We start from the raw sequence: 15,251 nt of genomic DNA, 5'->3' as shown, positions 1-15,251 counted from the left end.
GGTAATAATTAAAATTTTTTTGAAAACTTTCTTGACGACCCTCCGAAAAACCAGTTTAATGCGCCCCGTTGCCCAGATAGCTCAGTCGGTAGAGCAGGGGATTGAAAATCCCCGTGTCGGCGGTTCGATTCCGTCTCTGGGCACCAAATACCGAAAACCCTGAATCGCAAGATTCAGGGTTTTTTTATGCCCGGGATTTGGTGATCACTGTCCCAGTCACTATCGAAGCGCCGGACAAAGCATCAATTCACCACGCCCTGCCACTACGCCAGCCAGCGCCTGTAAAGCTTTCAAGAGCTGAGTCTCGACAGTCTCTCGGGTCTACCGGAACGCTCCGCATGCTTTAACGGAAATGGATGACATACGCTGACCATCGGATTGGGCAGTATCGGAGGAGGAGCTGCCGCATAACCGGGAGCAAAGACACAACAGGGATGTAGACAATGACTGACGCCATCAAACAGGACGTCGAAAACGCTGAGTTTTTTACTGAACAGGACATCAGGATTTTCAGCTTTGATATTCGGCAGTCGATGTTGCTGCACAGACTCGCCGAAGAACTGGCCACCATCGGCGGGCCGCAGGTGCCAGGCGCCCAGTCCAAAGCCTCTCTGGCAGCCACCGAATTAAAGCTCTCGCTTTCGACAGACCAATGCGAACTGCTGGCGACCTTCTCCAATGGCCTTGTTTGCGTGTTGATCTTTGAAGGGCTGCAAAAAATCACCGATGCCAGCCCACCAAATGAACTGCCAGACCTGGCATCCCTGGAAAATCGATACGACGTCCTTTGCCTGGCTGCCCGTAATCAGATCTTGTTGAAACTGGTGGATAACAGTGCCTTTGCCTATGACATGGACAACGAAGGAAAGCTGGTTCGATTGGTCGCCAACTTCAAGGGTGGCGGACTTACCAAAATCAATGCCGAGCCGGAAATCAAAGAACTGAGCTCCCATTCCGGCCTCGCGCTTGGCCCGCACACCGAGGCGCCTTACTGGTGCGCTGTGAACGCGAAAGACGGGCACTCGCCCTCTCCGTCGTCGCTCATACTTTCCGCCCTGTGGAACCCGAGCCTGGAACCTACACGGGTCATTCCGCTGCCTCCCATTCTGGAAAAAATCGGCGCCACCCACTGCCTGGCAGAAGGACGGTCATGTGATTACGGGCCAATAACGATAAAAGAGGGAATGAAATGTCTTGGGATTTAATAGGCATGTTGGCGCTTGTCGCTTTTTGCGCCGGTTTTTTTGATGCAATTGCCGGTGGTGGAGGCTTGATCACCTTGCCTGCCTTGTTTCTGGCCGGTGTAGATCCGATCAGCGCCATAGCAACGAACAAGTTCCAGGCCGCTTCGGCAACTGTTTCGGCCACTGTCACCTTTGCTCGCAAAGGAATGATCGAGTGGCGCGAAGGCCGTTTCCTGGTGATCTGCGGATTTATTGGCGGCGCCAGTGGTGCCTTGCTGGTCAGCTCTATTGATAAGCGCTATCTGGAAGTTTGCGTGCCGGTCATGCTGATTCTGGTGGCTATCTACTTTGCTCTCTCTCCCACGCTGGCCAATGAAGATCGACGCAAGAGAATCGGCATTCTGCTTTTTTCGTTTACCGTCGCGCCGATCCTGGGCTTTTACGACGGCATATTTGGCCCCGGCGTGGGCTCTTTCTTTATTGTCGGGTTTGTACTCCTGTGCGGCTTGGGCATGATGCGGGCCATGAGTTTTACCAAACTGGCCAACGCCTCATGCAACCTGGGTTCTTTGTCGGTCTTCATTACCAAGGGTGTGATTATTTGGCCGATTGCCATAGCCATGGCATTGGCAGCCTTCATCGGCGCTCAATTGGGCGCACGAGCCGCTGTTCGCGTCGGTCCACGTCTGATCAAACCCATGTTGATCGTGGTCTGCTGCGCTTTGGCCATCAAGCTGCTAAGCGTGGAAAGCAATCCTTTGCGCGTTGCGGTCCTCGAGTCGTTGGCTTGGTTGTGATTGCCGGCTATTCAGCGCTATTCCAATGAAAGACCAGATTGCGAGCCGCTCCGCTTCCTACATCCGCCGTATCACGTCGTTCCTCGCCATTGCGCGTTGCGATAACGGTGTACTTGCCAGGCGGCAATTGAACGTATACCAGCGGGCCAGCCTCACTCAGGGTCAGCACGGTTGGCCCTTGGGCTTTCTGAATGGCCACCTGAACATCGGGGACGTATTTGTTCTCGGGCCCAATCGCAAAAGTCATGTGCAGGTTGTAACCGGTGGCCTGCTGGATAGCCTTCGCCTCATCCTCGCCGACGCCACCGGAAAGATAGGCAACCCCGTTTTGCTCTTGCCGCTGAATTTGAACGCCTGAACTGTCGATCGGCTCCAGACTGGCCGCCTGCAGCATGACGGGAAACATCAACAGCCCCACGGCGGCGAGCGGCAGAATGAATGCATGGACGTGTTTCATGATGGGTACTCCCGGGCTCCGCAGAACCCATTCGTTACCTGATTTTGATTTCCCTGAGTGCGGGCGGTTTTAGATTGATTGGATCTTGCGGTCACTGCGAAATGGACTACACGATGTATTCCCCCAGCATGGATCGCCGTCGGAGCGATCCCGCAAAACCAATCGGGATTTCCTTCTGATTTACCAGCAGCGCCCGGCATCAACGCGCCTGCCTCTCCTGCAATCCTCTTCTGCCTGTTCACATCGACGCGGAAGACCTCATGAGCGCACTTAAACCCGATAACTCTCAAGACCCACAACTCGCCTCGCTATTAGGCAACCTTGGCGAACTGATCCGTGAGGCACGGCAGAAGGTGCTACGGGTGGTCGATACGGTCCAGGTGCAAACCTGCTGGCAGATTGGGAGGCATATTGTGGAGTTCGAGCAGGAGGGGGCCCGGCGGGCGGCATACGGAAAACGTTTACTTTCGACGCTCGCACAAGGCCTCACTGCCCAGTATGGAAAAGGTTTCGATGAGCGCAACCTGCGCTATATGCGGGACTTTTATCAGACCTTTCCAATTTGGGACGCAGTGCGTTCCGAATTGAGTTGGACCCACTATCGCCGATTGCTGCGTGTCGATAACGACCACGCCCGTCACTGGTACATGAACGAGTCAGCCATTCAAAACTGGTCATCTCGCGCCCTGGAACGCCAGATCAACACTCTCTACTACGAACGCTTGCTGACAAGCCGCGACCGACCTGCAGTCCAACAGGAAGCCGCTACTAATATCCAGAAAATGAAAGCACAGCCACGGGATTTCATCAGGGATCCGGTGATGCTGGAGTTTCTTGGCTCGACCAACGCGGGGCTAACTCAGGAAACCAATCTCGAACAGGCACTGATCCATCAGCTTCAAGCCTTTCTGCTTGAACTGGGCAAGGGCTTTGCCTTCATCGCTCGCCAACAACGCATCAGCACCGAAAGCAAAGACTTCTACATCGATCTGGTGTTCTACAACTACCTGCTGAAGTGTTTCGTCATCTTCGATCTGAAGCGCGGCGAACTGACCCATCAGGATGTCGGCCAAATGGACATGTACGTACGCATGTATGACGACCTCAAACGCGGACCGGAGGATGGCCCCACCGTTGGCATCATTCTCTGCGCGCAAAAAGATGAATCGGTGGTCCGATACTCTGTACTGAAAGACAACGAACAACTTTTCGCCAGCAAATACAAAACAGTCCTGCCCAGCGAAGAAGAACTGCGCGCGGAACTGGACAGGGAACAGGCTGCAATCGAAGAGCGACTGCTCGATCAGATCCCCTTATAACCGCGGATGGATTGTTCATAAGCGGTGTGAAGACTATCGTTGGCAGCTACCCGCAAAGGTCCGAAGTCGATGAATTTGCAGCAGGACACGTCACCGGCCCCCACTCAAATCGAGTTGCCGCTGCCAACCTCCGTTTCTGGCGAACCGTTCAGGGAGCCCGCTGCAGACGGCTTCAACCTTGGCGGCTTCACTTGGCGGCATGCCTCTCAGGACATTGCGCGCCCGGTCGTCATCATCAACGCCGCCACCTCGGTCCGCTGCAGGCATTACTCACGATTCGCCGAATACCTGCTCGCCAACGGCTTCGACGTGATCACCTACGATTACCGCGGCATTGGCGAGTCACGCCCTGCATCATTAAAAAATCTCGACGCCTCATGGACCGACTGGGGCGCGCTGGATTTCGAGGCGATGCTCAAGCGCGCTCAGCGCGAATTTCCCGGCCAGCCCATCGATGTCGTCGGACACAGCTTTGGCGGCTGTGCGGCGGGCCTGGGCGCTTCAGGGCATCTGATCCGGCGCCTGGTGACCGTCGGTGCGCAATTCGCCTACTGGCGCGACTATGCGCCTGCTCATCGTTGGCGGATGGTCGGCAAATGGCATGTGGTGATGCCGCTGATCACGCTGGTCTGCGGATATTTTCCCGGAAAGCGCCTCGGCTGGCTGGAAGACACGCCCGCGGGCGTAGTGCGCGATTGGAGTACGCCCACCGCCCGGTACGAAACGCGCCCCAGCGGTCGCACGATCAGCGCGAAAACAGGCTCGCTTCCCTTCGCGGCGATGACAGCCAAGACCCTGGCCATCAGCATCACCGACGATCCTTACGGCACGATCCCGGCCATCGAACGCCTGCTCCGTTACTTCAGCGGCGGCACAAACACCCACTTGCGAATCGCCCCCGAGGACATCGGCGAAGCAGTCGTCGGACATTTCGCCTTTTTTCGTAGCGCATACCAAGCCACACTATGGCCCATTGCATTGTCCTGGCTGCACAGCGGCGAACTGCCCCCCGATCCCCCCGGGCGGACAGTACCGCGCAGCGAGCCCTTTTAACGCACCACGGATCAAAACCCATGGCCTCCGCCAACAAGCAGCAAAAACGCGCCACCCGCGCCAAAGCCAAGGCCAAGCAGAACCGCACCCAACGGGCTGCTGCGCCGGTCGAGCTGGACCCGAACGACGATCGCATCGACTTCGAATCGGTGGACCTCACCGAACTGTTCAAAGAAATGATCGATGCCGAAAAAATCAGTCAGCAAGCCATGTGTGCAGCCTTCCTAGAACACCCGTTGCTCGCGCTGGTGCTGGAGCAGGAAGGCGAAGAAACCGCCACAGACTTCATCATTGCCGCGCTGATCGAGTATCGCCAATGGTCCACCGAAGTGGACGAAGCGGGCGCCCTGGCGTGGATCGAGTCCCCAGCCTTCCAGGTTGATTACGTGGCGGCTTCCGAAGCCATCGCAGCCCAAACCCAACAGAAACCGAACTGAGTTCCCATGGCCTCCCTGAACAAGCAACAGAAACGCGCCAAACGCGCCAAGATCAAAGCCCGCCAGATCAATATCCACGGCAGAAAACCCGCCGCGCTGGACGATGACATCGAAGACATCGGCGAGCCGATCCCGGAATACACCCTGGCGATGTTCAGCAAAATGCGCGACGCGGAAGCCACCAGCCGCAACGACATGCTGCTGACCCTCCTGACGAACCTGGCGCAGATCATCAGCGACCAGCCTGAACTGCTGGACATGGAAAACGCCGACAACGAAGCCATGGCCGCCACCCACCTGGCCGCCGACATGCTGATCGACTACCGCATGTGGGCCGACGGCATGGACCGCGATGCCGCCCAGGCCTGGCTGACCGATCCGCAGTTCATCACCGACTTCGGCGATGCGCTGGACAGCTACCGCCAGTCGCTGGACGCGCAGGAAGAAAAAGCCGAGTAAGCACCGTCGTCAGAAACAAGACGGCCGCCTGTCATCACTGACAGCGGCCGTTTTTTATGGAGGCCATCTCTCAAAAATCTATATGACCTCTCGTCAGAGGCTGCGTATATCCCATTGACATATCCCAAGAGGATTCTATTCTTTGGGTTCACAACAGCCGCAGAAATGCAGGAGGCCAAAATGGAACAGACCACCCTTTTCATGAGCAATCGAAGCCAGGCTGTTCGCCTTCCGAAAGCTGTGGCAATGCCGAGCGATGTAAAACGAGTCAACATAGCTGCCATCGGCAGGGCTCGTATTATCACCCCGGCAGACGAAACATGGGACAGCTGGTTCGACGGTGATGGAGTGAGCACGGACTTTATGTCCCACCGCGACCAACCCGCTGATCAGGAGCGTGAGTCGCTCTGATGATCAAGTTCATGCTCGACACCAACATCTGCATCTTCACCATCAAGAACAAACCGCAAATCGTAAGAGAAGCTTTCAACCTTCATGACGGACAGTTGTGCATCAGTACGGTGACGCTGATGGAGCTGATCTACGGCGCCGAAAAATCTGCGACTCCCGAAAAAAACATCGCCGTGGTTGAGGGGTTCGCGGCACGTCTTGAGGTTTTGTCTTTCGACAATGAAGCCGCTGCGCACACCGGAATGATTAGATCCGAGCTGGCAAAGGCTGGAACACCTATAGGCCCCTATGACCAGATGATTGCCGGGCACGCGCGCTCACGCGGATTAGTTGTCGTAACCAACAACCTGAAAGAGTTCGAGCGGGTTTCTGGATTACGCGTAGAAGACTGGGTTCACCCTGATAGAATCGAAAAATAACTGACGAAAATAAAAACGGCCGCCTGTCATCACTGACAGCGGCCGTTTTTTTGCAAACCTGAAAACAACAATCAGGCAGCGACAGCATCCAGACGCGGGATTTCCATCCCGACCTTGGCACTGGCGTAGCTCAGGTCACCGCTGGCGATGGACTGAGCCTTGAAGCCGGCGCCAATCAGGTCGCGCACGTACAGCTTGTTGTAGATGAACATGAACACGAAGTTGCTGAGGCCAAATGTGAAGCAGGCCACGATGAACATGATCGCTGCCCACTTGATGTCGCCACGGAACAGTGGCGGCAGGAAGCCAAAGAAAAACACGGTCCACGAGAAGCCGATCGGGGCTTCCTTCATGGCTCCGGTGTTAGGGTTTTTGAACACAACCGATGTAAACGCCATGCCTGTCTCTCCTTGATGCCCCAATGGGTTGGCTGAATGGCCGGGCTAACTCCATGCAGCGATGGCTCGTGACTGCCGTGTAAACGGCAGGCGCACGCAAATGCATCGTTGACTCGCGCCAGATGAGGGAGCAGGCAAGAAAGGGTCGAGTGGCTTTAGCCAGGAAGGCTGGGGGCGTCGAACAATCCATGTCCTGAAACTCCATTGCATCCCGCAACAGCGAGATACACATTCGGCGGGAAGGCTACTATCTCGACATCATCGTGTCCATCAAAGAGCCGACCGAGAAAAACCCTGAATGAAAGTAAAAACGACCGCGATCATTTCTGATGGCGGTCGTTTTCGGTACATCGACAGTGGGCGTAGAACCTAGCGCGCCACTGCACCAACCAGTTGCTCATTGCGACGACGGCGTGCCACAAGCAACCCGGTAGCCACCACACAAAGACTCAGCAGACCGGTCGCGAGGATTTCCACGCGGTGGGCGTCCTGGAACAGCATGATGGTCAGGGCCGCGACGATGAAGACGATCACCGCGTAGGTCAGGCCCGGGAACAGCCACATGCTGAAGACGATTTTTTCACCACGAGCCATACGCTTTTTGCGCATGCGCAGTTGCGAGATCGCGATCACCAGGTACACCAGCAACGCGATGGCGCCGGAGCTGGCCAGCAGGAACTCGAACACGGCGGCCGGGGCCACGTAGTTGGCAAATGTGGCCAGGAACGCTGCGCCAGTGGACAACATCACCGCCCAGTATGGCGTGCCGCTTTTGTTGGTGCGCGTGGACACGGCCGGTGCGTCACCGCGTTTACCCAGGGAAAACAACATGCGCGACGAGGTGTACAGCGCCGAGTTCAGGCAGCTGGTCACAGCGACCAGTACCACGATGTCAACGATCATCTTGGCGTTCGGGATGCCCATGCGCTCAAGCACGGTCTGGTAGGAACCGAGGCTGGCCAGTACCGGGTCGTTCCAGGGCACCAGAGCCACGACGATGAAGATCGATACGAGGTAGAACAAACCAATCCGCCAGATCACCGAGTTGGTGGCCTTGGAGATTTGCTTGCCAGGGTTCTTCGATTCCGCGGCCGCGATGGTCACGATCTCAGTGCCCATAAAGGAGAACATGGTCGTCAGGATAGCGCCGAGTACCGCCCCCATACCGTTAGGCAGGAAGCCTTGGGTGTCGAACAGATGCGACACACCGCTGACCTGACTGGTCGGCAGGAAACCGAAAATGGCCAGAAGGCCAAGGCCGATGAAACCGATGATCGCCACGACCTTGATCAGGGCGAACCAGAATTCGAACTCACCGTAGTTCTTCACGCTGAACAGGTTGGTAACAGTCAGCAGCATCGTGATGACCAGGGCGAACGCCCAGATGTCCACGCCAGGGAACCAGGCATGCAGGATGGTGGCAGCGGCGTTGGCCTCCAGCGGGATGACCAGCACCCAGAACCACCAGTACAACCAGCCGATGGTAAAACCGGCCCAGTGACCAATCGCACGATCGGCGTATGTCGAGAAGGAGCCAGTATCCGGCGAGGCAACCGCCATCTCACCCAGCATGCGCATCACCAACACCACCAGCATACCGGCGGCGGCGTAGGCCAGCAGCACGGCCGGGCCTGCTGCCGCGATGGCGTGGCCCGAGCCAACGAACAGGCCGGCGCCGATAACCCCGGCGATCGACAGCATGGTCACATGGCGCGGTTTGAGCCCCTGTTCGAGGCCGTTAGAGCTTTGGGTATTGCTCATTGAAACTACCTTTGTAAGGAAAAGCGAATGCGTGCATCCCATCGTGAAGTTTCTTCTGTAAAAAGAAACAAACAGGGCGTTCCGGAATCTGCACGCAATAATTGCGCCAAAATATTTCAAGTCTTTCTAATCCGGCGGTTTCACCCTGACCGGACAGTCATCGCAAGTCATTGAAAATAATGGCACTTTGCCAAAGCGTTACCCCGCGACTCACTTGAGGAACGAATCTGCGCACCGGAAACACGCCCAGGAAATGCTCAACGCACAATAAAAGTGCAGATCAGGAACGTTTGGCCGGTTAGCGCTTCCAACACCCCGCCAAAGCTGGCAACATCGCGCCCTTTTTTACGGGACAGCCGCACCACACAGGGTTCAAACGGCTGTTCGGTTGATAGCAGCGCGACAGTCTGCTGTACCGATGCGACAACCTGCCACATGCCACCCGTTTACCGCCCGTAGCGCTGTTGGCTGCCATTCAGACGCTATGCTAGCTTGGCCGCCTCGCCAGGAAGGCCAACCAACAGCAGGAGCGAAACACTATGAGGAACGCACATGGCTGAGGCCACGCCCGCGCTTGAAATCCGCAACTTGCACAAACGCTACGGACAGCTTGAGGTGCTCAAAGGCATCTCGCTGACCGCCCGCGACGGCGATGTGATCTCGATCCTGGGTTCCTCCGGTTCCGGCAAGTCCACGTTCCTGCGTTGCATCAACCTGCTGGAAAACCCGCACCAGGGCCAGATCCTGGTGGCCGGCGAAGAACTCAAACTCAAAGCCGCCAAGAACGGCGAACTGGTCGCGGCCGACGGCAAGCAGATCAATCGCCTGCGCAGCGAGATTGGTTTTGTGTTTCAAAACTTTAATCTGTGGCCGCACATGAGCGTGCTCGACAACATCATCGAAGCGCCGCGTCGCGTGCTCGGCCAGAGCAAGGCCGAAGCCATCGAAGTCGCCGAAGCCTTGCTGGCCAAGGTCGGTATCGCCGACAAGCGTCACGCCTATCCAGCACAACTGTCCGGCGGCCAGCAACAACGCGCGGCCATCGCCCGCACGCTGGCGATGCAACCCAAGGTGATCCTGTTCGACGAACCCACCTCCGCCCTTGACCCGGAAATGGTCCAGGAAGTACTTAATGTCATCCGCGCACTGGCCGAAGAAGGCCGCACCATGCTGCTGGTCACCCACGAAATGGGGTTCGCCCGTCAGGTGTCCAGCGAAGTGGTGTTCCTCCACCAGGGCCTGATAGAAGAGCAAGGATCGCCACAGCAGGTGTTTGAAAACCCGCTTTCGGCGCGCTGCAAACAATTCATGTCCAGCAACCGCTAACGGAGCTACCCGCATGCAGAACTACAAAAAGGTCTTCCTGGCAGCCGCCGTCACCCTGGCCTTCAGCGCCGGTGCCATGGCCGAAACCCTGAAGATGGGCATCGAAGCGGCCTACCCGCCGTTCAACAACAAAGATGCCAGTGGCAATGTCGTCGGCTTCGACAAGGAAATCGGCGACGCCCTGTGCGCCAAGATGAAAGTCGAATGCACCGTGGTCACGTCCGACTGGGACGGCATCATCCCGGCCTTGAACGCCAAGAAGTTCGACTTCCTGATTTCCTCGATGTCGATCACCGACGAGCGCAAGCAGGCGGTCGACTTCACCGACCCGTACTACTCGAACAAGCTGCAATTCATCGCGCCTAAAAACGTCGACTTCAAAACCGACAAGGCTGCGCTGCAAGGCAAGGTGATCGGCGCTCAACGCGCGACACTGGCCGGCACCTGGCTTGAAGACAACATGGAAGGCGTTGAAGTCAAACTCTACGACACCCAGGAAAACGCCTACCTCGACCTGACTTCCGGTCGCCTGGACGGCATCCTCGCGGACAAATACGTCAACTACGAGTGGCTGAAAAGCGACGCCGGCAAGTCTTACGAGTTCAAAGGCGACCCGGTGGAAGAAAGCGACAAGATCGGTATCGCCGTTCGCAAGAACGACCCGATCCGCGAGAAGCTGAACGTCGCACTGAAAGAAATCGTTGCTGACGGCACCTACAAGAAGATCAACGACAAGTACTTCCCGTTCAGCATCTATTGATACTGACCTGCCTGACTGGCGCCGTTCGCTGACGGCGCCCGTCTCTGGCATTGCCTGCCGCGATTTGAAAAGAAATCCATGATTATCGACCTCTACGGATTCGGCCCGGCGCTCGCCGCTGGCGCGCTGATGACTGTGAAACTGGCACTCTCGGCCCTGTGTCTCGGGCTGGTGCTCGGTTTGCTCGGCGCCTTGGCCAAGACTTCCCCGTACAAGCCGCTGCAATGGCTTGGCGGCACTTATTCGACACTGGTTCGCGGCATCCCGGAATTGCTCTGGGTGCTGTTGATCTACTTCGGCACGGTCAACCTGATGCGTGCCTTGGGCGAGTTTTTTGGCAACCCCGACCTCGAACTCAATGCCTTCGCCGCCGGCGTGATCGCGTTGGGCCTGTGTTTTGGGGCCTACGCCACCGAAGTGTTTCGGGGTGCAATCCTCGCCATTCCCAAAGGTCACCGTGAAGCAGGCGTTGCGTTGGGCCTGTCGAAATTTCGCATCTTCACCCGGCTGATCATGCCGCAGATGTGGCGCATCGCCCTGCCCGGCCTGGGCAACCTGTTCATGATCCTGATGAAAGACACCGCGCTGGTGTCGGTCATCGGCCTGGAAGAAATCATGCGTCACGCGCAAATCGGCGTGACCGTGTCCAAGCAACCGTTCACCTTCTATATGGTGGCGGCATTCATGTACCTGGGCCTGACGATTCTCGCCATGACCGGCATGCACTTCATGGAAAAACGCGCCGCTCGCGGCTTCGCGAGGAGCACCCAATGAACTGGGAAGTCATCATCAAGTGGCTGCCAAAACTGGCCCAGGGCGCAACGCTGACCCTGGAGCTTGTGGCCATTGCCGTGATCGCCGGCCTGTTGCTGGCGATTCCGCTGGGCATCGCGCGCTCGTCGCGCCTGTGGTGGGTACGCGCATTCCCCTACGGCTACATCTTCTTCTTCCGTGGCACGCCGTTGCTGGTTCAACTGTTTCTGGTCTACTACGGCCTGGCGCAGTTCGATGCGGTCCGTAACAGCTCGATGTGGCCATACCTGCGCGATCCGTTCTGGTGCGCCACGGCGACCATGACGCTGCACACCGCGGCCTACATCGCCGAGATCCTGCGCGGTGCGATTCAGGCGATTCCGCCGGGTGAAATCGAAGCGGCGCGCGCCCTGGGCATGTCCCGAGCCAAGGCGCTGTTCTACATCATCCTCCCCCGTGCGGCGCGCATCGGTTTGCCGGCGTACAGCAACGAAGTGATCCTGATGCTCAAGGCCAGTGCCCTGGCCAGCACCGTGACCCTGCTGGAATTGACCGGCATGGCCCGCACCATCATTGCCCGAACGTATCTGCCGGTGGAGATCTTCTTCGCCGCGGGCATGTTCTATCTGCTGATGGCTTACGTGCTGGTTCGCGGCTTCAAGCTGCTGGAGCGCTGGTTGCGCGTCGATGCCTGCCAGGGGCGTTGATTCCCGCGTGTTGACGGGCGAGGACTTGCTCGCCCGTTTCACGGCGCTGGATGCTTTTCTGATCGAGCATCAGGCGCTGTGGAAGCCTCGACCGTTTACTCATCTGCGGCTTCCTTGGGAAGCGTCCTACCCGGAGTTGGCGGTATGGCTACGCGGACGTTCGCTGGAAGACGCGGAAAACAGCCATAACCACCCTTGTCTGCTGGATGCACCGGAGCCATTTGCTTCGCTGGCGGCGTTATCCCAAGAGCTGGGCTCCGTGGGTGAGCTGCCGGATCATGCACTCGAAGCGGCCGGACATCGCTTGAATGTCGATGTGCCGGGACGCAAGTGGCAGCAGATCGAGGCGTTTGCCAGTCGGTTGTCGTTTGCTGTGCCACCCAAACATTGGCTGGACTGGTGTTCTGGCAAGGGCCACCTGGGGCGACGGTTGCTGCAAACCGGCCAATGGCTCACTTGTCTTGAGCACGATCCCGCATTGGTCCTCAGTGGCCAGATGCTCAGCCAGCGTCATCAACTGCCTGCGCTGCATGTTGAGCAGGATGTTCTTGCGCCTGACGCCGCCACTTTGCTGAACGCCGATCACACTCCTGTCGCACTGCACGCCTGTGGCGATCTGCATGTGCGATTGATTCAGCTCGCCAGCGCCGCCGGGTGCAAACAAATGGCGATTGCGCCGTGTTGCTATAACCGGATCAGTCTTCCTGCGTACCAGCCCGTTTCCTCTGTCGGATTACGCTCCGACCTACAGCTGTCACTCGATGATCTCTCACTCCCGATGAGCGAAACCGTCACCGCCGGTGCCCGCGTCCGACGTCAGCGCGATACGTCCATGGCCCGACGCCTGGCGTTCGACGTGTTGCAACGACAAGTGCGCGGCGTTGATGAATACCTGCCCACGCCCTCCCTGCCCAGCGCCTGGCTGGACAAATCCTTTGCCGATTACTGCCATCATTTGGCCGCACTTAAAGAGTTATCCACAATCGGCTCGCAGGATTGGTCAGGGCTCGAAGCCGCCGGTTGGAAGCGACTGGCAGAGGTTCGTAATCTGGAGCTGCTACGCGGACTTTTCCGACGCCCGTTGGAGCTCTGGCTGAACCTTGATCGAGCACTTTTCCTCGCCGAGCAGGGTTACACCGTTCGACTCGGCACCTTCTGTGAAACCCCACTCACACCGCGTAATTTCCTGTTGCTGGCGGAACGCATCTAAATGGCCACAGCCTGTGGATAACTCTGTTGATGAAATATCGTGGATCCAATATCCACGGCTGTTTCAGGGCTGAAACCAAACTGTTCAATTTTCGTACACTCGAATAAAAAACCGGAAAAACAGGCATTTGCGAGAAAATGCGAATGGATCCACATTTTCGATCTTAACCACGTGCATCGAAGGCGCCGTTGTGCATAAGCATTAAGCCAAAAGAACATAAACGCTCCTGAAATCCTCGACTATCTTTGCCATGCGCCAGAATTCTCTGGCGTCAGGGACAGCAAGGAGCTGGGAAAACATGAGCACATTGAACAGTGCGCAGGAAGCCGTCGATACCGTCGCCAACGAAGCCATTTACGCTGCGCTGCAGCAAACCTTCGCAGTGGGCGGCGCCATCATCAACAACGCAACGGGCGAGGTCATCGCCGCAATGCACAACAACGTGCTGATGCCTTTTCCCGGCAGCGGCACGACTTACTTTCTACCCCATGACCCGACCGCCCACGGAGAGCGACAGTTGGTGGATTGGTACTACGAAAACGTTGCGCCACTGAACCTGCCGCCGCCCAATCAACTGACCGTTGTCACCACGCTCGACCCGTGCGCCATGTGCGCCGGCTCGCTGCTGACCGCAGGATTCAACGTCGCAGTCAGTGCGATCGATGACTACGCGGGCATCAACTACAACAGCCTGTTCAACTTTCCGTCGCTGCCGCCGCAAATCCGTCAGCAAGCGCAGAATACGTGGGGCTATTACGCGATTGCAGCGCCGGTCAGCCGCGCCTATCAGGGCTCGAACAGTCCTGTTTTTGCCAACCAGACGATCGATTCGGCAGCGTACTTCCTCTGCAGTTCGATCTTCTCCGCCAGCGTCAACACCGTGCGCGATGCCAGTAACAACAGTGGCCTGCCGCCGGATCAATTGAAAAACCCGGCCACCCTGCCGGCCAACAGCAAAGTGCGCCAGGCACTCACGGCGCTCAGCCCGTTTGCCCTGACCGTGCAATCGTCGAACCCGCGCGATCCCGGCGCCGAGCTCGCGCCTCCCCTGCTGAAAACCGCGCAACAAAGCACGGTGTTCAACTCGGTGGCGCTGATCGATCCATTCGGCAACCTGCTGGTGTGTATGGGCGGTGTCGAGAACCAGTCGCCGATTCGTACAGCGTTCATGGAAACGACCCGCGGCTACGCCGTCATGCGCTGGACCCTGATGAACGACCCCGACCCGGCCGTACGCGCCGAAGCCGCGCAATACCTGACCCATCCGAAGTACGGCACCTTCGTCTTCCTCTACGCCCCAGACCCGACAACGCCGCAGGCCGTGATGACCTTCGGCGCCTACGGTTCGACCATGGAAGGCCCCGTGCCGCAGAGCTATCCGTCCAACCTGCAATACGTGCTGCTGCCGGGCAATACCACCCCGCAAGCGTTGTCGACACTGGCTCAGAACCTGCCGCCGTTCTATACGCAAAGCGTGCAAGTGGCGCCCGCGCAGGTGCTGAGTCAGGACTTGATCAACGCGGTCAAAAACGGCGTGTAAGGCGTTAAAACATCCACCCGTTCCAGCCCCGCAGAAGCGTCTGCGGGGCTGGTCTTACGCCTGCGCAAAAATAGTCTGAATTCAGGGGTTTACAGAACCAACCCAATCGCTATAATCGTCGCCCTAACACGCCGGTATAGCTCAGTTGGTAGAGCAACTGACTTGTAATCAGTAGGTCCCGGGTTCGACTCCTGGTGCCGGCACCATACAAAACAAAGCCCTCGTAGAAATACGAGGGCTTTGTTGTTTCTGGGGTTTAG

Annotated in this window: 17 protein-coding genes and 2 tRNA genes; 16 read left to right on the top strand and 3 right to left on the bottom strand. The window is 57.5% G+C overall.

Annotated elements, in window-relative coordinates; translation table 11 throughout:
• The first annotated feature begins 70 nt into the window (after positions 1-70).
• From ACM6IQ_RS22735 to ACM6IQ_RS22725, 3 genes are all read left to right on the top strand, one after another.
• Positions 71-146: transfer RNA gene (locus tag ACM6IQ_RS22735), tRNA-Phe, on the top strand.
• A 297-nt stretch (positions 147-443) separates the two neighbouring features.
• Entirely contained in the window at positions 444-1,205 is a 762-nt protein-coding gene (locus ACM6IQ_RS22730; protein WP_414879911.1) for a hypothetical protein, read from the top strand.
• Positions 1,190-1,981 carry a TSUP family transporter gene (locus tag ACM6IQ_RS22725; RefSeq protein ID WP_414879910.1) on the top strand — a complete coding sequence of 264 codons (792 nt, stop codon included), beginning with the start codon at positions 1,190-1,192 and terminating at the stop codon, positions 1,979-1,981. The genes ACM6IQ_RS22730 and ACM6IQ_RS22725 overlap by 16 nt, the downstream gene beginning before the upstream one ends.
• Positions 1,982-1,988: 7 nt before the next feature.
• Here the strand turns inward: ACM6IQ_RS22725 and ACM6IQ_RS22720 are convergent, their stop codons facing one another.
• Positions 1,989-2,438 carry a carboxypeptidase regulatory-like domain-containing protein gene (locus tag ACM6IQ_RS22720; protein WP_414879909.1) on the bottom strand — a complete coding sequence of 150 codons (450 nt, stop codon included), beginning with the start codon at positions 2,436-2,438 and terminating at the stop codon, positions 1,989-1,991.
• Positions 2,439-2,698: 260 nt separating this feature from the next.
• Here ACM6IQ_RS22720 and ACM6IQ_RS22715 point away from each other — a divergent pair, with 260 nt between their 5' ends.
• The 6 genes from ACM6IQ_RS22715 (at position 2,699) to vapC (ending at position 6,536) form a co-directional block, all read left to right on the top strand.
• Positions 2,699-3,757, top strand: a complete 1,059-nt coding sequence (locus ACM6IQ_RS22715; protein WP_031318256.1) for a PDDEXK nuclease domain-containing protein — start codon at positions 2,699-2,701, stop codon at positions 3,755-3,757.
• Between the two features lie 69 nt (positions 3,758-3,826).
• Positions 3,827-4,810 (top strand): alpha/beta fold hydrolase, encoded by a 984-nt coding sequence (locus ACM6IQ_RS22710; protein WP_414879908.1) that lies wholly within the window; start codon positions 3,827-3,829, stop codon positions 4,808-4,810.
• Positions 4,811-4,830: 20 nt separating this feature from the next.
• Entirely contained in the window at positions 4,831-5,247 is a 417-nt protein-coding gene (locus ACM6IQ_RS22705) for a hypothetical protein (protein WP_017336023.1), read from the top strand.
• 6 nt (positions 5,248-5,253) lie between these two features.
• Positions 5,254-5,706 carry a hypothetical protein gene (locus tag ACM6IQ_RS22700; RefSeq protein ID WP_017336022.1) on the top strand — a complete coding sequence of 151 codons (453 nt, stop codon included), beginning with the start codon at positions 5,254-5,256 and terminating at the stop codon, positions 5,704-5,706.
• A gap of 180 nt (positions 5,707-5,886) precedes the next feature.
• Positions 5,887-6,117 carry a type II toxin-antitoxin system VapB family antitoxin gene (vapB, locus tag ACM6IQ_RS22695; RefSeq protein WP_414879907.1) on the top strand — a complete coding sequence of 77 codons (231 nt, stop codon included), beginning with the start codon at positions 5,887-5,889 and terminating at the stop codon, positions 6,115-6,117.
• Complete coding sequence (vapC, locus tag ACM6IQ_RS22690; protein WP_414879906.1) at positions 6,117-6,536, top strand: type II toxin-antitoxin system tRNA(fMet)-specific endonuclease VapC; 420 nt, start codon at positions 6,117-6,119, stop codon at positions 6,534-6,536. The genes vapB and vapC overlap by 1 nt, the downstream gene beginning before the upstream one ends.
• Before the next feature lie 71 nt (positions 6,537-6,607).
• Here the strand turns inward: vapC and ACM6IQ_RS22685 are convergent, their stop codons facing one another.
• Entirely contained in the window at positions 6,608-6,934 is a 327-nt protein-coding gene (locus ACM6IQ_RS22685; RefSeq protein WP_017336019.1) for a hypothetical protein, read from the bottom strand.
• Between the two features lie 369 nt (positions 6,935-7,303).
• Entirely contained in the window at positions 7,304-8,695 is a 1,392-nt protein-coding gene (gene gabP / locus ACM6IQ_RS22680) for a GABA permease (RefSeq protein ID WP_414879905.1), read from the bottom strand.
• A 552-nt stretch (positions 8,696-9,247) separates the two neighbouring features.
• Between gabP and ACM6IQ_RS22675 the strand changes: the two genes are divergently transcribed.
• The 7 genes from ACM6IQ_RS22675 (at position 9,248) to ACM6IQ_RS22645 (ending at position 15,197) form a co-directional block, all read left to right on the top strand.
• On the top strand, positions 9,248-10,021 hold the full coding sequence (locus ACM6IQ_RS22675) for an ABC transporter ATP-binding protein (RefSeq protein WP_017336016.1): 774 nt from the start codon (positions 9,248-9,250) through the stop codon (positions 10,019-10,021).
• 13 nt (positions 10,022-10,034) lie between these two features.
• A complete protein-coding gene (locus ACM6IQ_RS22670) occupies positions 10,035-10,781 on the top strand; it encodes an ABC transporter substrate-binding protein (protein WP_017336015.1) in 747 nt (248 codons plus the stop codon).
• Positions 10,782-10,859: 78 nt separating this feature from the next.
• Positions 10,860-11,555: an ABC transporter permease gene (locus ACM6IQ_RS22665; protein WP_017336014.1), complete on the top strand. Its 696-nt coding sequence runs from the start codon at positions 10,860-10,862 to the stop codon at positions 11,553-11,555.
• Entirely contained in the window at positions 11,552-12,241 is a 690-nt protein-coding gene (locus tag ACM6IQ_RS22660) for an ABC transporter permease (protein ID WP_008024975.1), read from the top strand. The genes ACM6IQ_RS22665 and ACM6IQ_RS22660 overlap by 4 nt, the downstream gene beginning before the upstream one ends.
• Complete coding sequence (locus tag ACM6IQ_RS22655) at positions 12,222-13,451, top strand: methyltransferase (protein WP_414879904.1); 1,230 nt, start codon at positions 12,222-12,224, stop codon at positions 13,449-13,451. The genes ACM6IQ_RS22660 and ACM6IQ_RS22655 overlap by 20 nt, the downstream gene beginning before the upstream one ends.
• A 298-nt stretch (positions 13,452-13,749) precedes the next feature.
• Positions 13,750-14,991, top strand: a complete 1,242-nt coding sequence (locus tag ACM6IQ_RS22650) for a nucleoside deaminase (RefSeq protein ID WP_414879903.1) — start codon at positions 13,750-13,752, stop codon at positions 14,989-14,991.
• 130 nt (positions 14,992-15,121) lie between these two features.
• Positions 15,122-15,197, top strand: a tRNA-Thr gene (locus tag ACM6IQ_RS22645).
• Positions 15,198-15,251 lie beyond the last annotated feature (54 nt).

It is taken from the genome of Pseudomonas sp. IT-P100, assembly GCF_949767185.1.
GTDB lineage: Bacteria > Pseudomonadota > Gammaproteobacteria > Pseudomonadales > Pseudomonadaceae > Aquipseudomonas > Aquipseudomonas fluorescens_B.
Note: the sequence above shows the minus strand (reverse complement) of the source record. Positions and strands in the feature narration are given on the sequence as shown.

Coding starts and splice junctions, on each gene's coding strand:
- ACM6IQ_RS22730 (WP_414879911.1), top strand. CDS start 444: ATGACTGACGCCATCAAACAGGACGTCGAAAACGCTGAGTTTTTTACT.
- ACM6IQ_RS22725 (WP_414879910.1), top strand. CDS start 1,190: ATGTCTTGGGATTTAATAGGCATGTTGGCGCTTGTCGCTTTTTGCGCC.
- ACM6IQ_RS22720 (WP_414879909.1), bottom strand. CDS start 2,438: ATGAAACACGTCCATGCATTCATTCTGCCGCTCGCCGCCGTGGGGCTG.
- ACM6IQ_RS22715 (WP_031318256.1), top strand. CDS start 2,699: ATGAGCGCACTTAAACCCGATAACTCTCAAGACCCACAACTCGCCTCG.
- ACM6IQ_RS22710 (WP_414879908.1), top strand. CDS start 3,827: ATGAATTTGCAGCAGGACACGTCACCGGCCCCCACTCAAATCGAGTTG.
- ACM6IQ_RS22705 (WP_017336023.1), top strand. CDS start 4,831: ATGGCCTCCGCCAACAAGCAGCAAAAACGCGCCACCCGCGCCAAAGCC.
- ACM6IQ_RS22700 (WP_017336022.1), top strand. CDS start 5,254: ATGGCCTCCCTGAACAAGCAACAGAAACGCGCCAAACGCGCCAAGATC.
- vapB (WP_414879907.1), top strand. CDS start 5,887: ATGGAACAGACCACCCTTTTCATGAGCAATCGAAGCCAGGCTGTTCGC.
- vapC (WP_414879906.1), top strand. CDS start 6,117: ATGATCAAGTTCATGCTCGACACCAACATCTGCATCTTCACCATCAAG.
- ACM6IQ_RS22685 (WP_017336019.1), bottom strand. CDS start 6,934: ATGGCGTTTACATCGGTTGTGTTCAAAAACCCTAACACCGGAGCCATG.
- gabP (WP_414879905.1), bottom strand. CDS start 8,695: ATGAGCAATACCCAAAGCTCTAACGGCCTCGAACAGGGGCTCAAACCG.
- ACM6IQ_RS22675 (WP_017336016.1), top strand. CDS start 9,248: ATGGCTGAGGCCACGCCCGCGCTTGAAATCCGCAACTTGCACAAACGC.
- ACM6IQ_RS22670 (WP_017336015.1), top strand. CDS start 10,035: ATGCAGAACTACAAAAAGGTCTTCCTGGCAGCCGCCGTCACCCTGGCC.
- ACM6IQ_RS22665 (WP_017336014.1), top strand. CDS start 10,860: ATGATTATCGACCTCTACGGATTCGGCCCGGCGCTCGCCGCTGGCGCG.
- ACM6IQ_RS22660 (WP_008024975.1), top strand. CDS start 11,552: ATGAACTGGGAAGTCATCATCAAGTGGCTGCCAAAACTGGCCCAGGGC.
- ACM6IQ_RS22655 (WP_414879904.1), top strand. CDS start 12,222: ATGCCTGCCAGGGGCGTTGATTCCCGCGTGTTGACGGGCGAGGACTTG.
- ACM6IQ_RS22650 (WP_414879903.1), top strand. CDS start 13,750: ATGAGCACATTGAACAGTGCGCAGGAAGCCGTCGATACCGTCGCCAAC.